26 protein-coding genes are annotated in these 19160 nt (G+C 39.4%); 23 read left to right on the plus strand and 3 right to left on the minus strand.

Annotated elements, in window-relative coordinates:
• Positions 1-457 (minus strand): hypothetical protein (locus tag P9L93_02835; protein MDP8230020.1); only part of this gene is annotated, 457 nt, incomplete at its 3' end.
• Between the two features lie 402 nt (positions 458-859).
• On the opposite strand from P9L93_02835, the gene P9L93_02840 reads away from it, so the two are divergent.
• The 4 genes from P9L93_02840 to P9L93_02855 all read left to right on the plus strand — a co-directional run bounded on the left by P9L93_02840 (position 860) and on the right by P9L93_02855 (position 3398).
• Positions 860-1168 (plus strand): hypothetical protein, encoded by a 309-nt coding sequence (locus P9L93_02840; GenBank protein ID MDP8230021.1) that lies wholly within the window; start codon positions 860-862, stop codon positions 1166-1168.
• Positions 1165-1461 (plus strand): hypothetical protein, encoded by a 297-nt coding sequence (locus P9L93_02845; protein ID MDP8230022.1) that lies wholly within the window; start codon positions 1165-1167, stop codon positions 1459-1461. The genes P9L93_02840 and P9L93_02845 overlap by 4 nt, the downstream gene beginning before the upstream one ends.
• A 420-nt stretch (positions 1462-1881) precedes the next feature.
• Entirely contained in the window at positions 1882-2772 is an 891-nt protein-coding gene (locus tag P9L93_02850; protein ID MDP8230023.1) for an inverse autotransporter beta domain-containing protein, read from the plus strand.
• Positions 2769-3398 (plus strand): hypothetical protein, encoded by a 630-nt coding sequence (locus P9L93_02855; GenBank protein MDP8230024.1) that lies wholly within the window; start codon positions 2769-2771, stop codon positions 3396-3398. The genes P9L93_02850 and P9L93_02855 overlap by 4 nt, the downstream gene beginning before the upstream one ends.
• 577 nt (positions 3399-3975) lie before the next feature.
• On the opposite strand, the gene P9L93_02860 is transcribed toward P9L93_02855, so the two are convergent.
• On the minus strand, positions 3976-4977 hold the full coding sequence (locus P9L93_02860; protein ID MDP8230025.1) for a virulence protein RhuM/Fic/DOC family protein: 1002 nt from the start codon (positions 4975-4977) through the stop codon (positions 3976-3978).
• Positions 4978-5311: 334 nt separating this feature from the next.
• Between P9L93_02860 and P9L93_02865 the strand changes: the two genes are divergently transcribed.
• The 19 genes from P9L93_02865 to P9L93_02955 all read left to right on the plus strand — a co-directional run bounded on the left by P9L93_02865 (position 5312) and on the right by P9L93_02955 (position 18557).
• Positions 5312-7213, plus strand: a complete 1902-nt coding sequence (locus P9L93_02865) for a DUF3857 and transglutaminase domain-containing protein (GenBank protein ID MDP8230026.1) — start codon at positions 5312-5314, stop codon at positions 7211-7213.
• Positions 7210-7683, plus strand: a complete 474-nt coding sequence (locus P9L93_02870) for a hypothetical protein (GenBank protein MDP8230027.1) — start codon at positions 7210-7212, stop codon at positions 7681-7683. Before P9L93_02865 ends, P9L93_02870 begins: the two co-directional genes overlap by 4 nt.
• Positions 7680-8117: a hypothetical protein gene (locus P9L93_02875; protein ID MDP8230028.1), complete on the plus strand. Its 438-nt coding sequence runs from the start codon at positions 7680-7682 to the stop codon at positions 8115-8117. Before P9L93_02870 ends, P9L93_02875 begins: the two co-directional genes overlap by 4 nt.
• 65 nt (positions 8118-8182) lie before the next feature.
• Positions 8183-8593 (plus strand): response regulator, encoded by a 411-nt coding sequence (locus P9L93_02880; GenBank protein ID MDP8230029.1) that lies wholly within the window; start codon positions 8183-8185, stop codon positions 8591-8593.
• A 141-nt stretch (positions 8594-8734) separates the two neighbouring features.
• The gene (locus P9L93_02885) at positions 8735-8899 is read left to right on the plus strand and encodes a hypothetical protein (GenBank protein MDP8230030.1); all 165 of its coding nucleotides are present in this window, start codon (positions 8735-8737) and stop codon (positions 8897-8899) included.
• 17 nt (positions 8900-8916) lie between these two features.
• Positions 8917-10014, plus strand: coding sequence for a phospholipase D-like domain-containing protein (locus P9L93_02890; protein MDP8230031.1), 1098 nt, complete (start codon positions 8917-8919; stop codon positions 10012-10014).
• Between the two features lie 411 nt (positions 10015-10425).
• Entirely contained in the window at positions 10426-11193 is a 768-nt protein-coding gene (locus tag P9L93_02895) for a DpnI domain-containing protein (protein MDP8230032.1), read from the plus strand.
• 4 nt (positions 11194-11197) lie between these two features.
• Complete coding sequence (locus tag P9L93_02900) at positions 11198-11353, plus strand: hypothetical protein (protein MDP8230033.1); 156 nt, start codon at positions 11198-11200, stop codon at positions 11351-11353.
• Positions 11354-11461: 108 nt separating this feature from the next.
• Positions 11462-11629, plus strand: coding sequence for a hypothetical protein (locus tag P9L93_02905; protein ID MDP8230034.1), 168 nt, complete (start codon positions 11462-11464; stop codon positions 11627-11629).
• 241 nt (positions 11630-11870) lie between these two features.
• The gene (locus tag P9L93_02910) at positions 11871-12071 is read left to right on the plus strand and encodes a helix-turn-helix transcriptional regulator (GenBank protein MDP8230035.1); all 201 of its coding nucleotides are present in this window, start codon (positions 11871-11873) and stop codon (positions 12069-12071) included.
• Positions 12072-12245: 174 nt separating this feature from the next.
• On the plus strand, positions 12246-13355 hold the full coding sequence (locus P9L93_02915) for a DNA adenine methylase (GenBank protein ID MDP8230036.1): 1110 nt from the start codon (positions 12246-12248) through the stop codon (positions 13353-13355).
• 2 nt (positions 13356-13357) lie between these two features.
• Positions 13358-15196, plus strand: a complete 1839-nt coding sequence (locus tag P9L93_02920; protein MDP8230037.1) for an AlwI family type II restriction endonuclease — start codon at positions 13358-13360, stop codon at positions 15194-15196.
• A gap of 4 nt (positions 15197-15200) precedes the next feature.
• Complete coding sequence (locus P9L93_02925) at positions 15201-15977, plus strand: DNA methyltransferase (protein MDP8230038.1); 777 nt, start codon at positions 15201-15203, stop codon at positions 15975-15977.
• An 18-nt stretch (positions 15978-15995) separates the two neighbouring features.
• Positions 15996-16250 carry a Smr/MutS family protein gene (locus P9L93_02930; GenBank protein ID MDP8230039.1) on the plus strand — a complete coding sequence of 85 codons (255 nt, stop codon included), beginning with the start codon at positions 15996-15998 and terminating at the stop codon, positions 16248-16250.
• Between the two features lie 15 nt (positions 16251-16265).
• Positions 16266-16631: a hypothetical protein gene (locus tag P9L93_02935; GenBank protein MDP8230040.1), complete on the plus strand. Its 366-nt coding sequence runs from the start codon at positions 16266-16268 to the stop codon at positions 16629-16631.
• A gap of 28 nt (positions 16632-16659) precedes the next feature.
• Positions 16660-16881 carry a hypothetical protein gene (locus P9L93_02940; protein MDP8230041.1) on the plus strand — a complete coding sequence of 74 codons (222 nt, stop codon included), beginning with the start codon at positions 16660-16662 and terminating at the stop codon, positions 16879-16881.
• A 14-nt stretch (positions 16882-16895) separates the two neighbouring features.
• Positions 16896-17033 (plus strand): hypothetical protein, encoded by a 138-nt coding sequence (locus P9L93_02945; protein ID MDP8230042.1) that lies wholly within the window; start codon positions 16896-16898, stop codon positions 17031-17033.
• Between the two features lie 88 nt (positions 17034-17121).
• Positions 17122-18057 (plus strand): hypothetical protein, encoded by a 936-nt coding sequence (locus P9L93_02950; protein MDP8230043.1) that lies wholly within the window; start codon positions 17122-17124, stop codon positions 18055-18057.
• Between the two features lie 2 nt (positions 18058-18059).
• Positions 18060-18557: an SLATT domain-containing protein gene (locus tag P9L93_02955; protein MDP8230044.1), complete on the plus strand. Its 498-nt coding sequence runs from the start codon at positions 18060-18062 to the stop codon at positions 18555-18557.
• 229 nt (positions 18558-18786) lie between these two features.
• Here the strand turns inward: P9L93_02955 and P9L93_02960 are convergent.
• Positions 18787-19160, minus strand: a 374-nt coding sequence (locus P9L93_02960) for a transposase (GenBank protein MDP8230045.1), incomplete at its 5' end; no start/stop codon positions are given.

Here is a 19160-nt window from a genome sequence, read left to right on the forward strand (position 1 = left end):
CTTCTATCAATACTTTTTTTATTAATGCCTCGTTTTTTTTATTTACCTCAACTACCTCATACATTGCTCTAGCAAAATTATATTTATTTTTCCCTCTAACAACGCCTTCTTTGTCTATCTCTAAGTAAATACTTTCCTTCTTCTGATAAACCCAAATATTTTCCTCTTTCTTGTCAGTGTCCCATTCTATTTCTTTGGATTCTAATTGTTCTTTAAAGTTCTCTGCAATTACATCTATAGGATCAGACAAAAACTTTTCTGGAGATTTACTAATAGCTGAAGCAAGCGTAACGCAAAGAACTCTATGCTCTTCTTCATCAGAAAAAATAATTTTATTCCTCAGGCAAGACTCTTTAGACAAGTCTATCTCGGAATATGCAATGTTGCTTAAAAGGAACACTATGCTTAAAAATATTGATATAATCTTAAAACTATACCCTTTATAAATTCTCATCATAATCCACCCAAAAAAATAGCCCTGTAAGGCTATATAGCTCCTATGTAAATAATTATATCATATAAATAGGGGTTTGGGAAGACCCTATGGCACAAAAACGATAAAAGGTTTTTAGCAGGCTGCCCCTTTTTAGGACGTCCCCAAAATTAATTTGCTTAGTTTAGCTAGAACCTCGCAATCTGGCTTATAGCAGATAGTAGACGTCCTATTTAGGTGCACCCTAGTATTTAAAATCCCTACCGATTTTTGAATTTCCTAAAATAATTGAAAGAAAATGACTCTCTCAATGTGTCTTATATAGTAGAGGATATGTTTTGAAAGATGAAGGAGATGACAAAATGCCCCACTTTCCCACTTGACGCTTTTCCCACTATATGATATACTTATAGTGGAGGTGAGAATATGACTATAAAGGTAGATGAGAAGTTCATATCAGTAGGTATCAAGATAGTAGATTCAAAAAACAGAATAAACCTGGGGGAGAAGATTTTAAAGATCATTGATTCAAAAGGCAAGGCAGACGCCTATAAGATTTTTATTGGGAAAGAAGGCGACATCCTGCTAAGGCCTGTTGTGACCGTACCTGCCAACGAGGCATGGATCTACGAACATCCGGAAGTCCTTAAAAAGATCCGCAAAGGCCTGGATGAGGCAGGCAAGGGAAAGACCAAAAAAGTCAGTGATCTGGACAAATTCTTCAAGGAGCTATGAAATTTGCATTATGCTTTACGCCTGCGTCAATAGAGACGCTTCGCGAGCTAAAACACAACCCATCACTAAAGAAAAGATATGATTATGTTAAAAAAGCACTTAAGCTTTTAAGCGACAATCCCCGCCACCCAAGCCTACAAACCCACCAGTACTATTCGATTTCCGAGCCTAATAAAGAAAAGGTCTTTGAGGCCTATGCAGAACAGAATACGCCAGCTGCCTACAGGATATTCTTTTATTATGGTTCCAAAAAAGGTGAGATCACGGTTTTTGCAATCACACCACACCCATAAGTATGTCATTGCGAGCGTAGCAGATAATAGACGTCCTATTTGGGTACACCCTAGTATTTAAAATTCCTTCCGCACCTTGACTCAATAAGCCCCTAGTAGTATCATATATAATATACTTCTAGAGGTACCTTTATGAAGATCCCCCTATTGCCTGGCCTTTATAGTCGATTTCCCTGACATAAAAGACCTGCTAAAGGCCTCGATCGCGATTACCAAATCCACGGATATCAGCTTTAGCACTCTACCCGCGATCACGATCGAAGAATTTGACAAAATAATAGCATAAAATTAGTTTTTGTATCGTTTGCGAATCACCTCACCAATCTGTCTCAGAATCACGCTTCACAGTGCAAGATCAATCAAGATCAATATTCCGATTATACACTTGACTTGCAGCGAATAGTCATTATACTTTTTAATATGAATATCAGATGCGAAAAGCTTTATTTTATTTTAATTCTAGGGACAATATTCTACCTTTTCTTTACGGGCTTCTGTAACAGCTTTGCCGAAGAAAAGTCCTCCGGTGAAAACCCGGCCTGGGTTAAGCGCATAGACTTAGGTATTGAGGCAGGGACTGGCCAAAAGCCCAAGTGGTATTTCGAAACTGTCCAACCACTTTATCAAAATCCCGCGGAAGACAAGACCTTATTTATCCAGCCAAGGCTCAACAAGCAGGATGATGACGAAACATTAAATCTGGGCGTAGGTTACAGGTGGCTTACACGTAACGAGAATATGCTTCTGGGCATGAATGCATTCTACGACCACACTTATGAGCACGATCATTACCGGGCAGGCTTTGGCATAGAAGCCTTGGGTAAAATCCTGGAAGCAAGAGTTAATACTTACTGGGGGCTTTCTGATAAAAGAATAACGGAGGAAACCGGGACATCCACTACCTATGAGGAAGTAGTGGATGGTTTTGATGTGGAAGTGGGCGGCGCTATAATTCCCCGGCTTCACTGGCTCAAACTCTACGGAAGCACATACTGGTTTGACCACAAGAAATTCGACGATAAAGAGGGCTGGAGGGTTCGAGCGAGAATCGAGCCCACAGATACTATCAACTGCGATGTTACTCTCTGGGATGACAATAAAGGGGATATGGAGATAAGGGCGGACCTGGCAGTAAACATTCCCTTTGATGACTGGTCTGACATCAAGGATACCTTCAGAATTGCAGAAACTAAATATGATGATAAAGATCTATCAGAAAGCATGCTTATACCGGTTGAAAGGGACCATGAAGTCAAGGTGGAGAAATGGATAGAAAGCTCTGGCCTAACGATAGAGGTAGGAAGGCAATGATTAAAAATATTTTTACGATAATCGTTCTGGTAACTTTACTTTTATTGCCTTGTTTTTCTTACGCTGCTGATCCGCCGGATCCCGAAGCCACAGGCACGCCTCTTGTGTATAAAGTAACTCTTGAAAGATTCAGAATATCAACTGACACCGGCGCCACATGGACGACTGTAAGAGAAGCAGATATTGAGTTTGATATTGCCTCGTCTAGTGCAGGGGCAGCAGTGGGGAATTTCTTTGCCGGAAGCTTCCAGCCCGGCACATATGATACGATAGAGCACACTAGTTCATCTACTTTTAATATGCAGGGATATATTATAGATGCAGTAGGTACAGATGACTATTATACCAGCACCACAGGTGCAAACGGCACTGCCTCCACTACAAGCTTTGATGTCAACAGCCCGCCGTCTGATTACGGCGAGGCCTCGATTATCATATACAGCTACAACGCAGGAGATTCCCTTCCTGCAGTAGAAGAAACAGTAAGTATCGCTATTATAAAGGGCGCCACGCAGAAGATAAATATAGACTTTGACGTTACGAATACACTGGCGCTGTATGACGTGGGAGGCGGCTCATACCAGCTCATGCCTGCACCGCCAACCGTAACAATAACCACCGAGTAGCCGCAGGGGACGCTTGACAAGTACGCTCCCAGCGTGTAGCAGATAATAGACGTCCTATTTGGGTACACCCTAGTATTTAAAATTCCTTCCGCACCTTGACTCAATAAGCCCCTAGTAGTATCATATATAATATACCTCTAGAGGTACCTTTATGAAGATCCCCCTATTACCTATATCTATATCCTCTATATCCCCAGGAATACCATCTATCCTAGCCCCTTTAAAGCTTAAAAACCTCTATACTCTTCTTATAAAGCCTGTAAAGGGCAAGTTACCTTAGCTTTGTAGTAGGATAGGGGAGGGGTGGGTGTTTTGTTCTAGAGTGTAGTGGTTTATTTTAAGTGTTTTTTTATTTCTTATGCCCTGTCCCCCCTGTAGGTCAGGTTTAAACCTGACCTACAGGGGGGACAGGGCGATTAAAAGCTTTAAAGCTTCGATGTTGCAATGGCTTTGGTTATTTGAAGAGGACAAACGAAGAGAGAGGCTGTTAAAAGAGTGGTTTAGTGATACTAAGCGAGAAGGAGATAAGCATGGATTTAAATTCTATTGAGGAGGCCGAAGGCCGACAAATCAATCTCTAATTATCCCTGTTAATAAGATTAACAGCGAGTTTCAGTATAATATCCCGCTCAGAAGGATTACTTTCAGCCATCATAAGCGTAAGAGCTACCAATGCATTATCCGCCAAGCGCTTTGAACCATCGCCCCTGTACAGAATCTTATTTTTCTCCAGAAACCATAAAAAGATAGAAGCTGCAATGCGTTTATTCCCATCGACAAATGAATGATTCTTTACAATGAAATATAAAAGATTTGCCGCTTTTTCTTCGACGCTCGGATATAACTCTTTGTTATCAAATGTCTGATAGATCGTATCTATCGAACTCTTGAAGGATCTATCTTTTTCTTTCCCGAAAATGGAAGAAGAGCCGAATTTCCTCTTTAAATCTTCAACTGCTTTTATAGCACCCTCATAATCAAGCCTGAATTTCTCCTCAGCGGTTGTTTTGGTTATTTTAAGTTTTTTATTGTCATAGTCATCCAGCAATCCAAGCCCATAGCTATAATCGCTTATGACATCCAAAAGCCCCACAGCCTCTTTATAATCAAGTTCTTTACGCGTTTTAATAGAGCCTACGAGCTTTATGGATCTTTGTAGGGCGTCTAATTTTTCACTCTTTTCTTTAAGTCGGCGTTCATTCAGGGTGTAGCCATCAATCAGATGTCTTTTAAGCACATTTGTAGCCCATATGCGAAAACGTGTGCCATTTTGTGATTTAACCCGATAGCCAACTGATATAACAACATCCAGACTATACATGTTTGTATTGTAAGATTTTCCGTCACTGGCAGTTATCCGGAATTTCCGGATAACTGATTTTTTCTCTAACTCTTTTTCGTTGAATACGTTAAGAATGTGCTCGTTTACAGTTCTGATGTCTTTTTGGAACAATAAAGACATCTGTTTCTGGCTCAACCAAACAGTATCCTGCTCTAGTGCTACATCAATCTTAATCTCCTTATCCCCGGTCTGGTAAATCGCGATCTCGCCCCTTGGGGCGTTTTTGATTTTGTCCATAACACACCTCCCTTTAGTATATAAGACACATTACACCCCTTGATTTCTTTCAAAAATCTTTACTTTCTTGAGTTGATTGGGTTGACAAAAGCGAGTTCGTGATGTAAACTATAAATACAACTAAATAAAAAGTCCCGAGTTCGAAGGAAAAAATCCCGGACTTAAATAAAGTAAAACCTTCATTAGTGCTTACCAAGGCCTAGTGAGGGTTTTTTGCGTTTAAGGGACTGAAGTCGTACGTTAGGAAGGGGGAATCTGCGACCATAAACAATTAAAACCTTCTTTTGCTGAAAGCTGACAGCTGATGGCTGAAAGCTAACAAAAGGAGGTTTCTATGGTAGTTTTAAAATTTATGCGGTTCGTATTAATAATAATTGCATTCCTCGCCACATTCTTCCCGATCTATATCAACATCTCTGCGTTTGCGATCGAACCTGACGAAGAAGATGCCTACATCGTTCTCCTTGACGAAAGTCGTAAGGAAATACACGAGGATGGCTCCTACACATCCACCATTCATGTAAAATACAAGATACTTAAAGAAGACGCCCTGGATTGGCTCGGCGAAAAAGAGATAGATTATCTCTCTGTTACAGAAAAAGTAGAGATAATAAAAGCCCTGGTCATAAAGCCTAATGGCAGGAAGATTCGCGCAAAAAAGATACAGGACGTTTCTCCGTATTCAGGTTACCCATCATATACTGACCTCAAGACAAAGATCATCACCATGCGGGACATGGCAGTGGATGATGTCCTGGAATTTAAATATAAGATCATTGCCAGGCATTCCAAGATGCCAGGCCAGACATGGGGCACTTTTTATTTTTTTGATAGCGCGCCTATGGATGTTTCGCGGTTCATATTGACTGCTCCTGTCGCAACCCAAATAAACATAAAGAGCGAAAATCTTGACATAGAGCCGGTCATCACATATTCAAAGGATGGCGCCACAAAGACATACACATGGGAGAGAAAAGATTGCCCTAAGGTAGAACAGGAACGCATGATGCCGAGCGTGCGCGACTTCTGCCCGTACCTTACCTATTCGACCATCGACGACTGGCAAGAAATAGCCATATGGTTCTGGGATATAGCGAAGGATAAGATGTTTGCCACGCCCCAGATCGCAGAAGCTGCCAGAGGCATAACAGCTTCCTCAGAAAACAAAAAGGATAAGATAAGAGCCCTTATGCGATACTTCCAGGATAATATCCGCTACGTTTCCATGAGTTTTGGCCTCAATGCCTTTGAGCCCCATCCTGCGCACGAAGTCTTTGAAAATAAATACGGCGATTGCAAGGACCAGGCAGTCCTTCTTATTGCCATGTTAAAATCGCTTGGTATAGACGGCTATCCTGTCCTTGTGAGATACGGCGAAAAGGCCTATCCACTGGCGAGAGTAGCACCGTCACCGGCGCAATTTTCACATATGATCGTGTATACCAATATAGACGGCCAGGATCTATGGCTTGACCCGCTTGAAGAAGGCATTGATCTGGGCGAGATCCCGTATTCGCTCACAGAGGAAAGGCTCTTTATTATTAGGCCGGGAGGAGGCGAGTTTATTGATATTCCTGAGATGCCGCTGGACAAAATGACCTATACAATAAAAAGGACATTTTTTCTTGAATCAGATGGCTCGTGCACAGGTATGGTTGAATCCATGCCCAACTCTGTTAACAGCGCTTCACTTAGATCCACCATAGAAGATTACACTGCCAGGGAAATGGATAGGCTGAAAGCTGCCATGCTCAACAGGGTCGCGGCGGGAGGAAAGATAATAGACACCTATATCACGGACCCAAAAGACTTCTCCAGGCCATTCTCCTTAATGATAAAGTTCGAATCAGATTCATGGGCGCCAACCATGGGAGACTTTATGATACTCCCATCGATGAGCCCCATGTTCGAGAATCCATTTGATCTGCCTGAAAAAGAACGCGACTTCCCCGTAGAATATTATAACTCCTCAATTAGCAGGGAAATAATAATATTAAATATCCCAAAGGGCTTTCACTTTGAATATATCCCTAAAAATTATGAAAAGGCCCTGCCGGTATGTAAATACATGCTTACCAGCCAGGTCCACAACGGCCGCCTGGTAATGATCTCGGATAGCCACTGGTTTCCCGGGAAGATCCCTGTCAAAGACTACGCCCTCGTGCAGGATTTCTTCATAGATCTTCAGAACGAGGCGCGCAAGGCGATAATAATAAAGAAGGAGGAGGAGAGATGAATAGAAAAAATATACCGCGGTTATTTTTGATACTATCCCTTGCAGCTTACCTGATAAATCCCGGGCATCTGGCCAGAGCCACATACGAAAAGACAGGCAATTACCTTGAAGAATATCTCAGCACTTATAATATATCCTTTCTAATCAATGCTGACCTGAACAATGACGGCAAAGAAGAAAAAGTCACCATCTACAGACAATGGGATGGCGAGAATCCCGATTGGAGCGACGACCAGTGGTATATTTTGCTAATCTCTGATCATAAGGGCAATGTTTTGTACATGAAGGATATTTCTTACTTCCAGGAAGTGGGAAGCTTTGCAGTAAAAGACAGAGACGGCGACGGCCTAAAGGAAATCATCATATCGCTCAATGCCAACGAGCACTGGTCGCCCAAGACCTACACCTATGGCTGGAAGGGTGACGGGTATGAGGTTGTTTCAGAAGGAAGAGGGGAGATAGAGCCATGATAAAAATACTTCCACTGATCTTAATATTACTATGTTCCGGTGTATCTTTCGCAGAGGACATTGATGAAAACCCGCCACATATCACTGAAGAGATGAAGGCCAAGATATACAGGCTTGAACGGGCAATGGATGCCCTGGCAGAAGACCCGGATAACCCAGAGCTTCTTTATGAAAAAGCGGTTGCCATGCTCGAGTCACTAGGGCCTATGTTTAGCCTCAGGACCGCCACAAACGCTTTATTGCGGGCCATTGAGCTAGATCCTGACAATGAAAAGTATAAAGCCTATCTGGGCCAGGTATATGATTCCTTCTGGAACCCCGCGGATTATAGTGTAAGTGAAAAGGACCTAAAGCAAACACCGCCAGGCGAGCTCCAGAATCTCAATGAATTACAGGCGATCAAGGATAGGGTGAAGAACCTAGTTGCGAAGTAATTCTTAACCCCAACCGCGTAGGTTGCCGCTTTTTGGCATCCTACGCGGTTGAAGAGGAATAAATAATGGTTGTATTAGAAGGTGGAAACGGAAACAGCATTAAAGTGTTAATCGTAGATGACGAGAGGCTGCTGATAGATAATTATATGGCCCTTCTTGGCAGCGAGAGATACGAGTTTTCAACAGCTACAGATGGCTCGGAAGCCATGGATAAACTCAGAAGAAACCATTATGATATGCTGATTACAGACTGGTGCCATCCTCCGGGGCTAGATGGAATAGGACTCCTGAGAGAAGCAAAGATACTAAACAAGGATATAGTTGTGATCCTCATAAGCGGCTATTTAAGTGATGAAGGCATTAACAGGGCAAAAGAATTAGGGTGTTTCGCCTACGGGTCAAAACCTTTCCATCTAAAAAAACTGAGGACTGTTATCACAAAGGCATTTGCGGAGCGAAAGAGGTATCTTAGATGAATAAAAACAGCAGTGGTAGCAGTAGACCAGGTTTAAACCTGGTCTACTGCTCACGCCCTTGTAAATCCCCCACATTTCCTTTTGACTTCCCCCATCTAAAGAGCTACTATATATAAAAATCAACATAACCAGGAGGACCTTATGGCAAAAGGCGGCTGGGTAGTAAAACTCACCGACACAGAAATAGTACGATGTCATACTATAAGCTTTGATTATGATACATGGGAGTATACAGTAAATAACAAAGAGCGAAAAAGATTCCCTGACGGGATTTCAACCATAAAGATCGAGGTTGGCGAAGATTAATTGTATAATTAATAGCTATGAAACAACTATTCCTTAAACTATCACTCCTAATCCTACTAATCACCCCGGCCTCAAGCTATGCCGCTGATTTCCATGCCGCTCAGGTCGCGGATATCTCTGATCGTAAGTACGAATCTGCTATTATCGAGCTATTAGACGGAGCTAAAGAATCTATCCTGATCTCAATGTATGTCATGAGTCCCACGACCGAGCCAGTAGCCTTACTGCTAAATGACCTAAAAGAGGCATTGGAACGCGGAGTTACAGTAGAGATATACCTAAATACCCGCTTTAAGTCAGATAACACCTTTAAATTAACCAAGCATTTCAAAGACCTGGAACGTAGCGGCGCCAAGATATACCTTGCTTCACCTTATTACCTCCTCCACGATAAGCTCGTTATTGTTGATAGAAGATTTGTCGTAGAAGGCAGCACCAATTGGAGCGTATCAGCTTTAAAAGCCAACCACGAATCAGCCACTATCATCGATTCCCCGGCTCTTGCCCAGACTAAAACAATCCGCGTAAGAAACTTCCTTCTCGTAGGCATGGAAGGGGAAAAAGGGGATACTGAGAGAATTGACCGGCCTAAAGTAAAAGCGCCATTACCAGATACGCTCGAACTCCCGTTGGCGCTGCTGGAGGAAAAGAAATATTTCCCTACTATGCGGAAATGGGCCGATAACCGCAGTATAAGCGCATGTCTTCTTCTTATGGCAGAATCAGCCCGCATAGGCAAAAATGAATTCTTTCTTAATTTAGAGGACTTTGCCGCCCAGCTACAGATGCCTGAGGACTGGTCAGACACAGCCAAGCGCAGACAGGTCTTAAAAACCCTAAAGAGACTAACTAGTAAGTATGATCTAATAACCGCCACCTTCACACACGGTAAAGACGCCTATATAAAGCTCACTGATCTCCCAGGAGACACCTTTACCTCTTATTCCAGCATCCTTGATCCAGAGCTCCTTGCCAAAACATCCCCCACAGCAATAACAGTTTTACTAATAGATCTAACTGGAAAGGATTACACAGAAAAAGACCTGACCACCCGCTTCCACATCAGCATCAGGCAATATAAGAGAGGGAAGAAGGAATTGGAGGGGGTAGAGTAGTTTTTTGTAAGCTAAAACCGCGTAGGTTGCCGCTTTTAGGCATCCTACGCGGTTGGATATGGTTAAGAGTGGTGTTCTTTTTATTTCTTATGCCCTGCTTCTGCCTCACCCTGTAGGCAAGGTTTAAACCTTGCCTACAGGGTGAGGCAGAAGCAGGGCGCCTAAAAGATTTAGGGACTAGATGCAGCAATGGCTTAGATAGAGAGAAGAGGACAAACGAGAGCAGAAGTTGTTAAAAAAGTAATTTGTAGAGCCTAGACAATGACATAGAAACCGCGTAGGTTGCCGAAGGCATCCTACGCGGTTGGATAGGTTAAAAACCCCTAGTGTCATTGCGAGCGAAGCGAAGCAATCTCAAGCTATTGACTAATTACCCAAGGAGATGTAAAATAATCTTACTTAGAGGACAAAATGAACCTATCATTTAATAGAACTCTAGCCAGTTCCTATAAAAGTCCTTCGCAGAAAATCAGAGTCTTGACTGAAAATTGGGCAAGAAACAATATTTATTGCCCATCATGTGGCTCACCTATAAAGAACTACCAAAATAATCAACCTGTAGCCGACTTCCATTGCATTAACTGTCCAGAGCAATACGAGTTAAAGAGCAAAAAGGACGACATAGGCCTTAAAATACTTAATGGCGCATACAAAACAATGCTGGAGCGTTTAAGAAGCAGTCATAACCCGAATTTTTTCTTTCTCAGTTACGGCTTGGGCACATTAGAGGTATTAAATTTCCTAGTCATACCAAAACATTTCTTCATCCCAGAGATTATAGAAAAACGAAAGCCGCTAGCACCACATGCTCGTAGAGCTGGATGGGTCGGCTGCAATATCCTTTTGCAAAAAATCCCCCAAACAGGAAAGATATTCTTAATCAAAGATAAAAAAGTTAGGCCAAAGAAAACAGTGCTTGAAATCTGGCAAAAGACCCTTTTCCTCAGAGAAGAAACCCAGCCCGATGCAAAAGGCTGGATTCTGGATATAATGAATTGCATCGACGGTTTAGGAAAAAAGCTATTCTCACTAGATGAGATTTATTCCTTTGAAAACGACCTACAGCTAAAGCACCCTGATAATAAGCATATAAAAGATAAAATTAGGCAGCAACTCCAGCTCTTGAGAGACAGAGGTTACCTTGAATTCATTGGCAGAGGAAAATATAAGCTTATTTAGACCTATGAATAAAAGAAATTTAGGTAAGTTAAAAAGGGATATCATCGTAATGTGTGATTACTTATGGGAAGAGGAAAAACATTACGAGGAGAGCGACAAGCCAAAAGATCACATCTGGCGTTACGTTAAAAGAATTAGGCAAGAGTTAAAGAAAATATAGAATGCTTCCTTCAGCCGTCAAAACAATAAGAGACTTGATGGGACACCTTTGATAGGGGAGAGCCAAAACGGCACAAGAAACATATTATAATAAAGAAAGGGAAATGCTATGCCAAAATATATCATAGATTTTGAATTTGCTGGGCATGTCGAAGTTGAATCCAAGACAGAAGAAGAGGGGAAAGAAGTCGTTGAAAAGATGAGCATTGAAGAACTGTCTACGCATATTCAACATTTTAATGTTGGAAAGCATTATATTAAAAAGGTAAAAAATTAGAGCATAGGGACAGCTCTTAACGCAATCTCACCCTAATATTTTTACAATTAAGCGGGATAATAATATAATCCCAATGATAACTACCCCTACTAACAATCTCTCATAATAAAATCTAAAATATGGATGCATATGAAACTCCTTGATTTTAAAGAACACACAGGTTAGAATAGCAATATATTGGATAGAATTTATTGTAACAATATAATTATAGCATTATATTGCAATAAGTCAAGGGGAAAACATGCTTTCAGAAAACATCAAAAGACTTAGGAAAAAGAAGGGCATCTCTCAGGATAAACTAGCAAAGCTTGCAGATGTAACGCATACTACGCTTGTTAAACTCGAGTCTGGAGCTAATAATAACCCTACTGTTAAGACATTGAGCAAGATAGCCCAGGCACTTGAGATTAGCTTGGATAAACTAGTTAGTAAAAATAATTGACAAAGATAAATTCTGTGGCATACTTATATCTAAGATCAACAATTAAATACAAAGTGGTATGTTTCGAAGGGGGAACTGCCACGTTAAAACAATTAAAACCTTCGCAAGAAATAGCGGGGGTTTTTATTTTTTATGCACATTCCATTTAGATATTATAAATTAAATTAAAAAATTATGAGTCAAATAGACAGTCCAAAAGCCCCTATAAAAACAACTATAAAGATATCTGATGAAATTTATTTCCGTTCTGGACAAGGTAATTTTGTTACCGAAAATTATGGGAGCACTTTTCAGCTTCAAAATCGGAGATACTTAGGTAATAAATATAAGTTGTTAGATTTAATAGAGGATATAATAGAAGAGAAATGTGTTGGTTTTAAATCTCTCTGTGATATATTTGCAGGTACTGGAGTTGTTGGCGGTCGCTTTAATAAGAAAAGCGTAAAAATAATTAGTAATGATATTTTGAAAAGCAATTTTATTCCTCTCAGCGTATTTCTTGCGAGCGTCAAATTAGATAAGATTAAGCTTTTTGACAAAATCAAGATGCTCAATAATTTAAAAGCGACAAAAGACAATTATATTTCAAGACACTTTGGTAATGCGTACTTTTCATTAGAAAACGCAAGAAAAATAGGCACCATCAGAGAAACGATAGAAGTGATATCTGAAAGTATCGAAGAAAAGAACGCTTTGCTAACTTCCTTGTTGTATGCTTCGGATAAGGTTGCTAATACCGTGGGGCATTACGACGCTTATAGGCAGAATTTAGATATGTTGCAGTCAATGCAATTGTTAATGCCTGACATTAAATATGAGAATAATATTTATAATGAAATCTATTGTAAAGATGCGAATCGACTAATTAGAGATATTTCGTGTGATATTTTGTATATAGATCCTCCTTACAATTCAAGACAATATTGTGATTCTTATCATGTATTAGAGAATTTGGTAACATGGGAAAAGCCAAAGGTATATGGCAAGGCGAAAAAAATGGACAGGAGCCATTTAAAAAGCCGCTATTGTTTAAAAAATGCCAATGAAGCCTTTTTTGATCTAGTAAAACATGCAACTTGTAAGCATATTTTAGTTTCATATAACAATACAGGAGAATCAAAAGACGATAGATCAAATTCAAGGATCAAAGATAAGGAAATTATAGATATTTTGAGACAAAAAGGGACTGTTCGGATTTTTGAGCGCACATATCGAGCTTTTACAACTGGTAAAAGTACCTCAGAAGGGCACACAGAAAGAGTATTCTATTGTAAGGTTGTGTAGAAATGCGAAAACCCTGGTCTATATCCACTACAGTAAGAAACGCAGAGAGAGTACGTGATTTCCTCGTCGTTTTAAAAGAATTGGAAGGTTGCGAGTGGTCGTACGACAATCAAGAAAAATATCAAACTCTTTTAATCAAAAATAGGACATACGGTAAAACAAATCAATTTTTTAATGATCTAAGCCGAGAGCAAATAAAATTATTACAAAGCGCGGACAAGATAACCTATAAGCAGTCAGAAGATATATTTAACACAAAAAGATACAGAGATCCTGCGATGCGAGGCAGGCAGTCGATCAACCCGCTTAAAAAATTAGGACTAGTAAAGGTTGAAAATAATAGGGTACACGTCACTTCCCTTGGTAACTATTTGCTTCGAGATGATTATGATCTCGGAGAAATGTTTTTTAGGTCCTTTCTAAAATGGCAACTCCCAAATCCAAACAGTCAATCTTTTAAGAAAATAGACGGGTTCAATATAAAACCATTTATTGGAACTTTACATTTTATCTATAAGGTTAATACGAAATGGCAAGGTCAAAGCAGAAGACCTGTTGGAATTACTAAGGAAGAATTTTGTATTTTTGTTCCCACATTAATTAATTTCAGACATATAGATGATCAGGTAAATAAACTTATAAATCTTAGAGCGGCATGCGAAGACAAACCTGAGTCAGATAAAAGACGGATAATAGAAAAATTTAAAGGCGATTTTGTTAAAGAATTTTTACAATCAGCTAATCAGTCTCAAATAAATCAATGCTTAGATAACTTGCGGGATTATGGAGATAGTATTATTAGATATTTTCGCTTGACCAGATTTATTTATATAAGAGGGGGAGGGTTTTATATCGATCTAGAACCTAGGAGATATATAGAGATCGAAAAGCTACTTGAAGTAGACGATGCCTCGCCTTTGGACTTTACAAACTTACAAAAATACCTGGATTACATAGCGGACATTACCAAACCTATTTTGCCGTGGGAAAACCAACCGGCATTAGAAGCTATCGCAAAAGAAATCGTAGATGATGTAAGCGATTTGGCTAAGGATTTAAAAGATAAAAAAATTGTTGCACCACCTTTTGATTATAAAAAAGAAAGTGAACTAAAAGAAGAGGTGTTAAAAGAATACGTAGAAAATCTAAGAAATTATAGAAGAGAATTGCAAGATTTGGAACTTTACCATAGGTCACAAACACTGGAAAGTATTCAGCAATGCATTATCGAACTAGAAAATATTTATAGGTCGCGAGCCAAAAAGAGCATAGAACTAGAGAGATTGATAACTGTTGCATTAAATGCTCTCAACGATGCTTTAAAGATAAAGCCAAATTATCCAGTAGGCGATGATAACCAACCAACGTTTACAGCTCCAGGCAATAAGCCCGACATTGAATGCTTCTATGATACATTTGGTGCAATTTGTGAAGTTACGATGAGAAAAGACAAAAGCCAGTGGTTTGAAGAGGGTCAACCTGTCATGAGACACTTGCGAGACTTTGAAAGTAGCAACAAAGACAAGCAAGTTTTCTGTCTATTTATAGCACCTCTTGTTCACAGAGACACGTTGAACACCTTTTGGTTTGCAGTTAGATACGAATATGAAGGAGCTAAGCAGAAAATAATTCCCTTATCGCTCAAGCAATTTATACAAATATTAAAAATCTTTCTAGGAATAAAAGAAAAAAAGCTTACGATTAAACACGTAGAATTTCTAAAACTATATGAAAGCATAGTAAGAGTTGCTGAAACTGTAGATAATTCTGAAGCATGGTTAGAGAAAATACCAGAAACAATCGAAGACTGGAAGGCTTCTGTTGTTTTAAATACCAAGTGATGTTATGAAAATTAATCATATTTACCAAGGCGATAGCATAAAAGTCCTTCAGCAAAAGATTGATAAAGATTCTATTGATTTGATATTTGCAGACCCTCCTTATAATCTTTCCGGTGGTGGCCTAAAATGGGAAGGAAATAAAACCGGTGGAGACTGGTATATGGTTAATGAGAATTGGGATAAGTTATCGGAACCCAAATACCTTGAGTTTACTCGAAAGTGGATTGGATCTTGCAAGGATACTTTGAAGAAAAAGGGGTCTATGTATATATCGTGCACTTATCACAATGTCTCAGAAGTCATGATAACGTTAAAACAGTTAGATTTTAAAATAAAAAATGTGCTTACTTGGTTTAAAATTAATGCTATGCCAAATATGACAAAAAGAGTTTTTACTCACAGCGCAGAATTTATTGTTTGGGCAGTTAAGGATGGTGGGTGGACTTTTAATTATGAGGATTTGAAAAAGATCAATCCAGACAGGCAGAAAGACGGCTCGCTAAAACAAATGAGGGATGTCTGGCAAATGCCACTCGTGCAAGGGAAAGAAAGATTAAGAGGGTCTAATGGTAGAGCTTTACACCCGACACAAAAACCGGAGGAGATGTTAAAACGCATCATAACTGCTTCGTCAGATAAGGGAGATTTAGTTCTTGATCCTTTTTCAGGGAGCGGTACAACTGCGGTAGTAGCAAAACGATTGGGCAGGAATTGGATAGGGATCGAAAAAAATAAAGACTATATAAAAATTGCTAAAAAACGAATTAGTTGCAAAGCTTAAATCCGACACCAGCGCAAAATGGCAAAAATCAAACTAAACCTACATGATATTTTTAATAAGGGGCAGTCGATTGAGGGTGAGCTTAATCGGGTTATTCATGAGGCTGTGGATAAAAAGATTCGCCTGGTAGAAATCATACCAGGGAAGGGGAGTGGGCAGCTGAAAAAGCATGTTTTACGCTTCTTGCAGGATAAAGAGATAAAAAAGCTCTACCATAGAGTAGAGAAGGATAGTAAGAATTTCGGAAGGATTTTTGTGCATTTTAGGTTTTGAAGATGAGGGGGTAGCATGGTAAATATTGATACTCTTGCAGTTCTGTTAATATTGTTGCCCGGCTTTCTTTCTAAGGGAATTATCGATGGTTTGGTTCCCAGAAAGAAAACATCTCCGATAAATAATATCATAGAAGCCCTCATGCTTAGCTTTCTGGCTTATGCTTTGCTTCTCTGGACATCTTCATTTTTCCCTTCTTTAAAAATTTTTACACAAGAAGCTGTATCTAAAAAACAACTCTCGGAAATTGCAGCCAATTTAAATTTTGCTAATATAATTTTTTTACTAAGTGTGTCAATAATTTTAGGCTTACTATTTACTAAAATTATACATACGCAATGGTATTATGCTATTATGCGAAAATTAAATATAACATATTAGGAGTGGTGACAGAGATGTGTGGCAAGGCGTGTTCTCAGCTTATAGGGGCAAATGGCTTTTAGTTACCTTAAAAGATGGGACTGAAATTTTAGGGTATCCTGATTTTTATTCTGATGATTTTCAAAAAAGAGAGCTGTTTGTTGCTTCTGCAACAATAAAGTTTAAGGATGGTAAAAAGGAAGATATCGAAGGTCCGGGAATTTTGTTAACGGAAAAAAGCGATATAAAGCATATCCAATTCTTAAACTAACAAGGAGGTCTATAATGTGCAGGGAAAAAGAACCACCAAGAAGACAAGAACCACCAAGAAGACAAGAACCACCAAAACATGACAAGCCAGTTAAAAAGCTTCATGAAGGAAACCGAGGAGAAAAACCAGTAACTCCAAAACCAGAAAAGTAATAACAGTTATAGAGGGCTGCAGGGGTTTTTGTGTTTAAAAAGATCTTTTTGTTCTGGTAAATTTAAAGGGGAGAGGTATGATAATACTATGATTTCAACAGTTCGTGAAGTGTTTGAAGAATTCAAATCGAAACTCGAATTAACTAAATCATTACAGGACTCGATAACAACACATCATAACGCTATTAGAAATTGGATTGAATTAAACGACCCAAAAATCGAAACACATCTCATAGGGTCTCTTCAAAGAAAAACCAGAATACAACCAAACGATTCACAACAACCGTTTGACATTGATATTTTGGTTGTTTTGGGAAACTTTGAGATGTGGATTCCTGAAGGCGGCATTACGCCCTCCAATGCTATTGATGAGGTGGAAGGCATAGTATCTAATAATGAGAAATATAAACGCATGGGACCAGAAACAGACAGTCCTGCCATCGTATTGGAATATGCAGGTAATATAGTAATTGAACTTATTCCAGCTTATATAGATAATATCGGGCAAGCGCCTGATGGCACTTTAACCCCACCCAAAGGAAGAGGCTATTGGATCCCAAAAAACAATAGATGGACCATGGCAGACTATGACTACGATGCAGAATACACAACCAAAGCCAACAAAGACAGCAATGACTATTTAGTTCCAGTAATTAAAATGTTAAAATGCGCAAAGAGAAATTGTTTTCCTAAGATGCGGTCTTATCATTTGGAAGTTATGTGTTCACAAATAATACCTCTTTGTGTGCAGCATATTGTAAATTCAGGTAATGAAATAACATACCAAGAGTTAATCGAAGACTTCTTTTATCTTGCTAAAGAAAATGTTTTGTCATCAGTTAAAATACCTGACAGCAAATCATCAAATGCCGATATCTACATGACGGTGCACGAAAAAGAGCTCTTAGCTGATGCTTTTGAAAAAATTTCAATGTTTTGCGAAAAAGTTTGTTCAAAAGACGGCATAAGCGCAATCAAAGAATGGCATAAGTTATTTGGCAACCCATTCCCCTCAGGAGGTTAAACGTGAACGAAAAAACAGAACCTTTAATAAACGAATGCAAGCAGATTGAAGCTGATTCAATGTATACGGCAGAAACCCATCATATTATTGCTGGCAAAGCATCATCAAAAAGTTTTTATTTTAGGCTCATACCTGCCATTATCACGGTTGCAGGCGCCTATTGTTTACTGCAAGGAGCCAATAACTGGGTTGCATGGATAACTTTACTGGCAGGAATTTTAACTATATTTAACGTATTTGCAGAATTTGATTATAAAGCCAGAGAACACTTATTCGCAGCTAAGAAATTTACGGTTTTAAAGCATAACTCCAGGGTTCTTTACGAAAGTTTCAGACATTTTATCGAAGAAAAAGAATTTTATCATGAAGTAAGGTTGTTGCGAGATAGATACAATATGTTAGTAGAATCTACGCCAGCTACAGATGATGAAGAAGCATTTAATAAAGCCAGAGATAGGATAAAAAAAGGAGTACATAAAGCCGATTTTAGGAAAAAATAAGGGCAAAAAAGGATGTCTTGTTTGGTAGTTTCAGGTTTTAAGAGAGGAGAGGCTTTGTAATGAATATTAAAGATATGTTAGAGCGGGGTTATTTTCCAAAAGAATTACCGCCTCCCTTCACAACAAAATCGTTCTCAGATAAGTTTAGCAGCATAGAAACAGCTTGGAACCAGATTACTGAAAGTATCCTTGTACCGTATTGGAAATCCCTCACCAATCTGTCCCAGAATCACTCTTCAAAGTGTCCCCTGAGCTCATCAAGCAGGTCAGGTTCTGAGGAAAGACACCTTTCTTTATAGCTAGACCACTTATAATCCGCGATATTCTCTACTATCCCAGCCTTTACAGGATTTGATTCTATGTAGTTAGCACAGTGTATTAAGTATTGATCTTTCAGGATTGGCTTGGAAATAAACCTTCCCTGCCAGAGGTGACCCGAGGTCCTATAGACCTGGTTAAAATACGCTGAATAGCCCCTATTTAGCCATTGCATGAATTTGGACATATTGAGGGAGGAGAGGCTTTCGATTAAGAGATGGACATGATTTGGCATAAGGCAGTAGGCGTAAAGGAGAATCCGGTATTTGCGCTTGGCCTTTTTAA

Origin of the sequence: Candidatus Gorgyraea atricola, assembly GCA_030765235.1 — a bacterium.
GTDB lineage: Bacteria > Omnitrophota > Gorgyraeia > Gorgyraeales > Gorgyraeaceae > Gorgyraea > Gorgyraea atricola.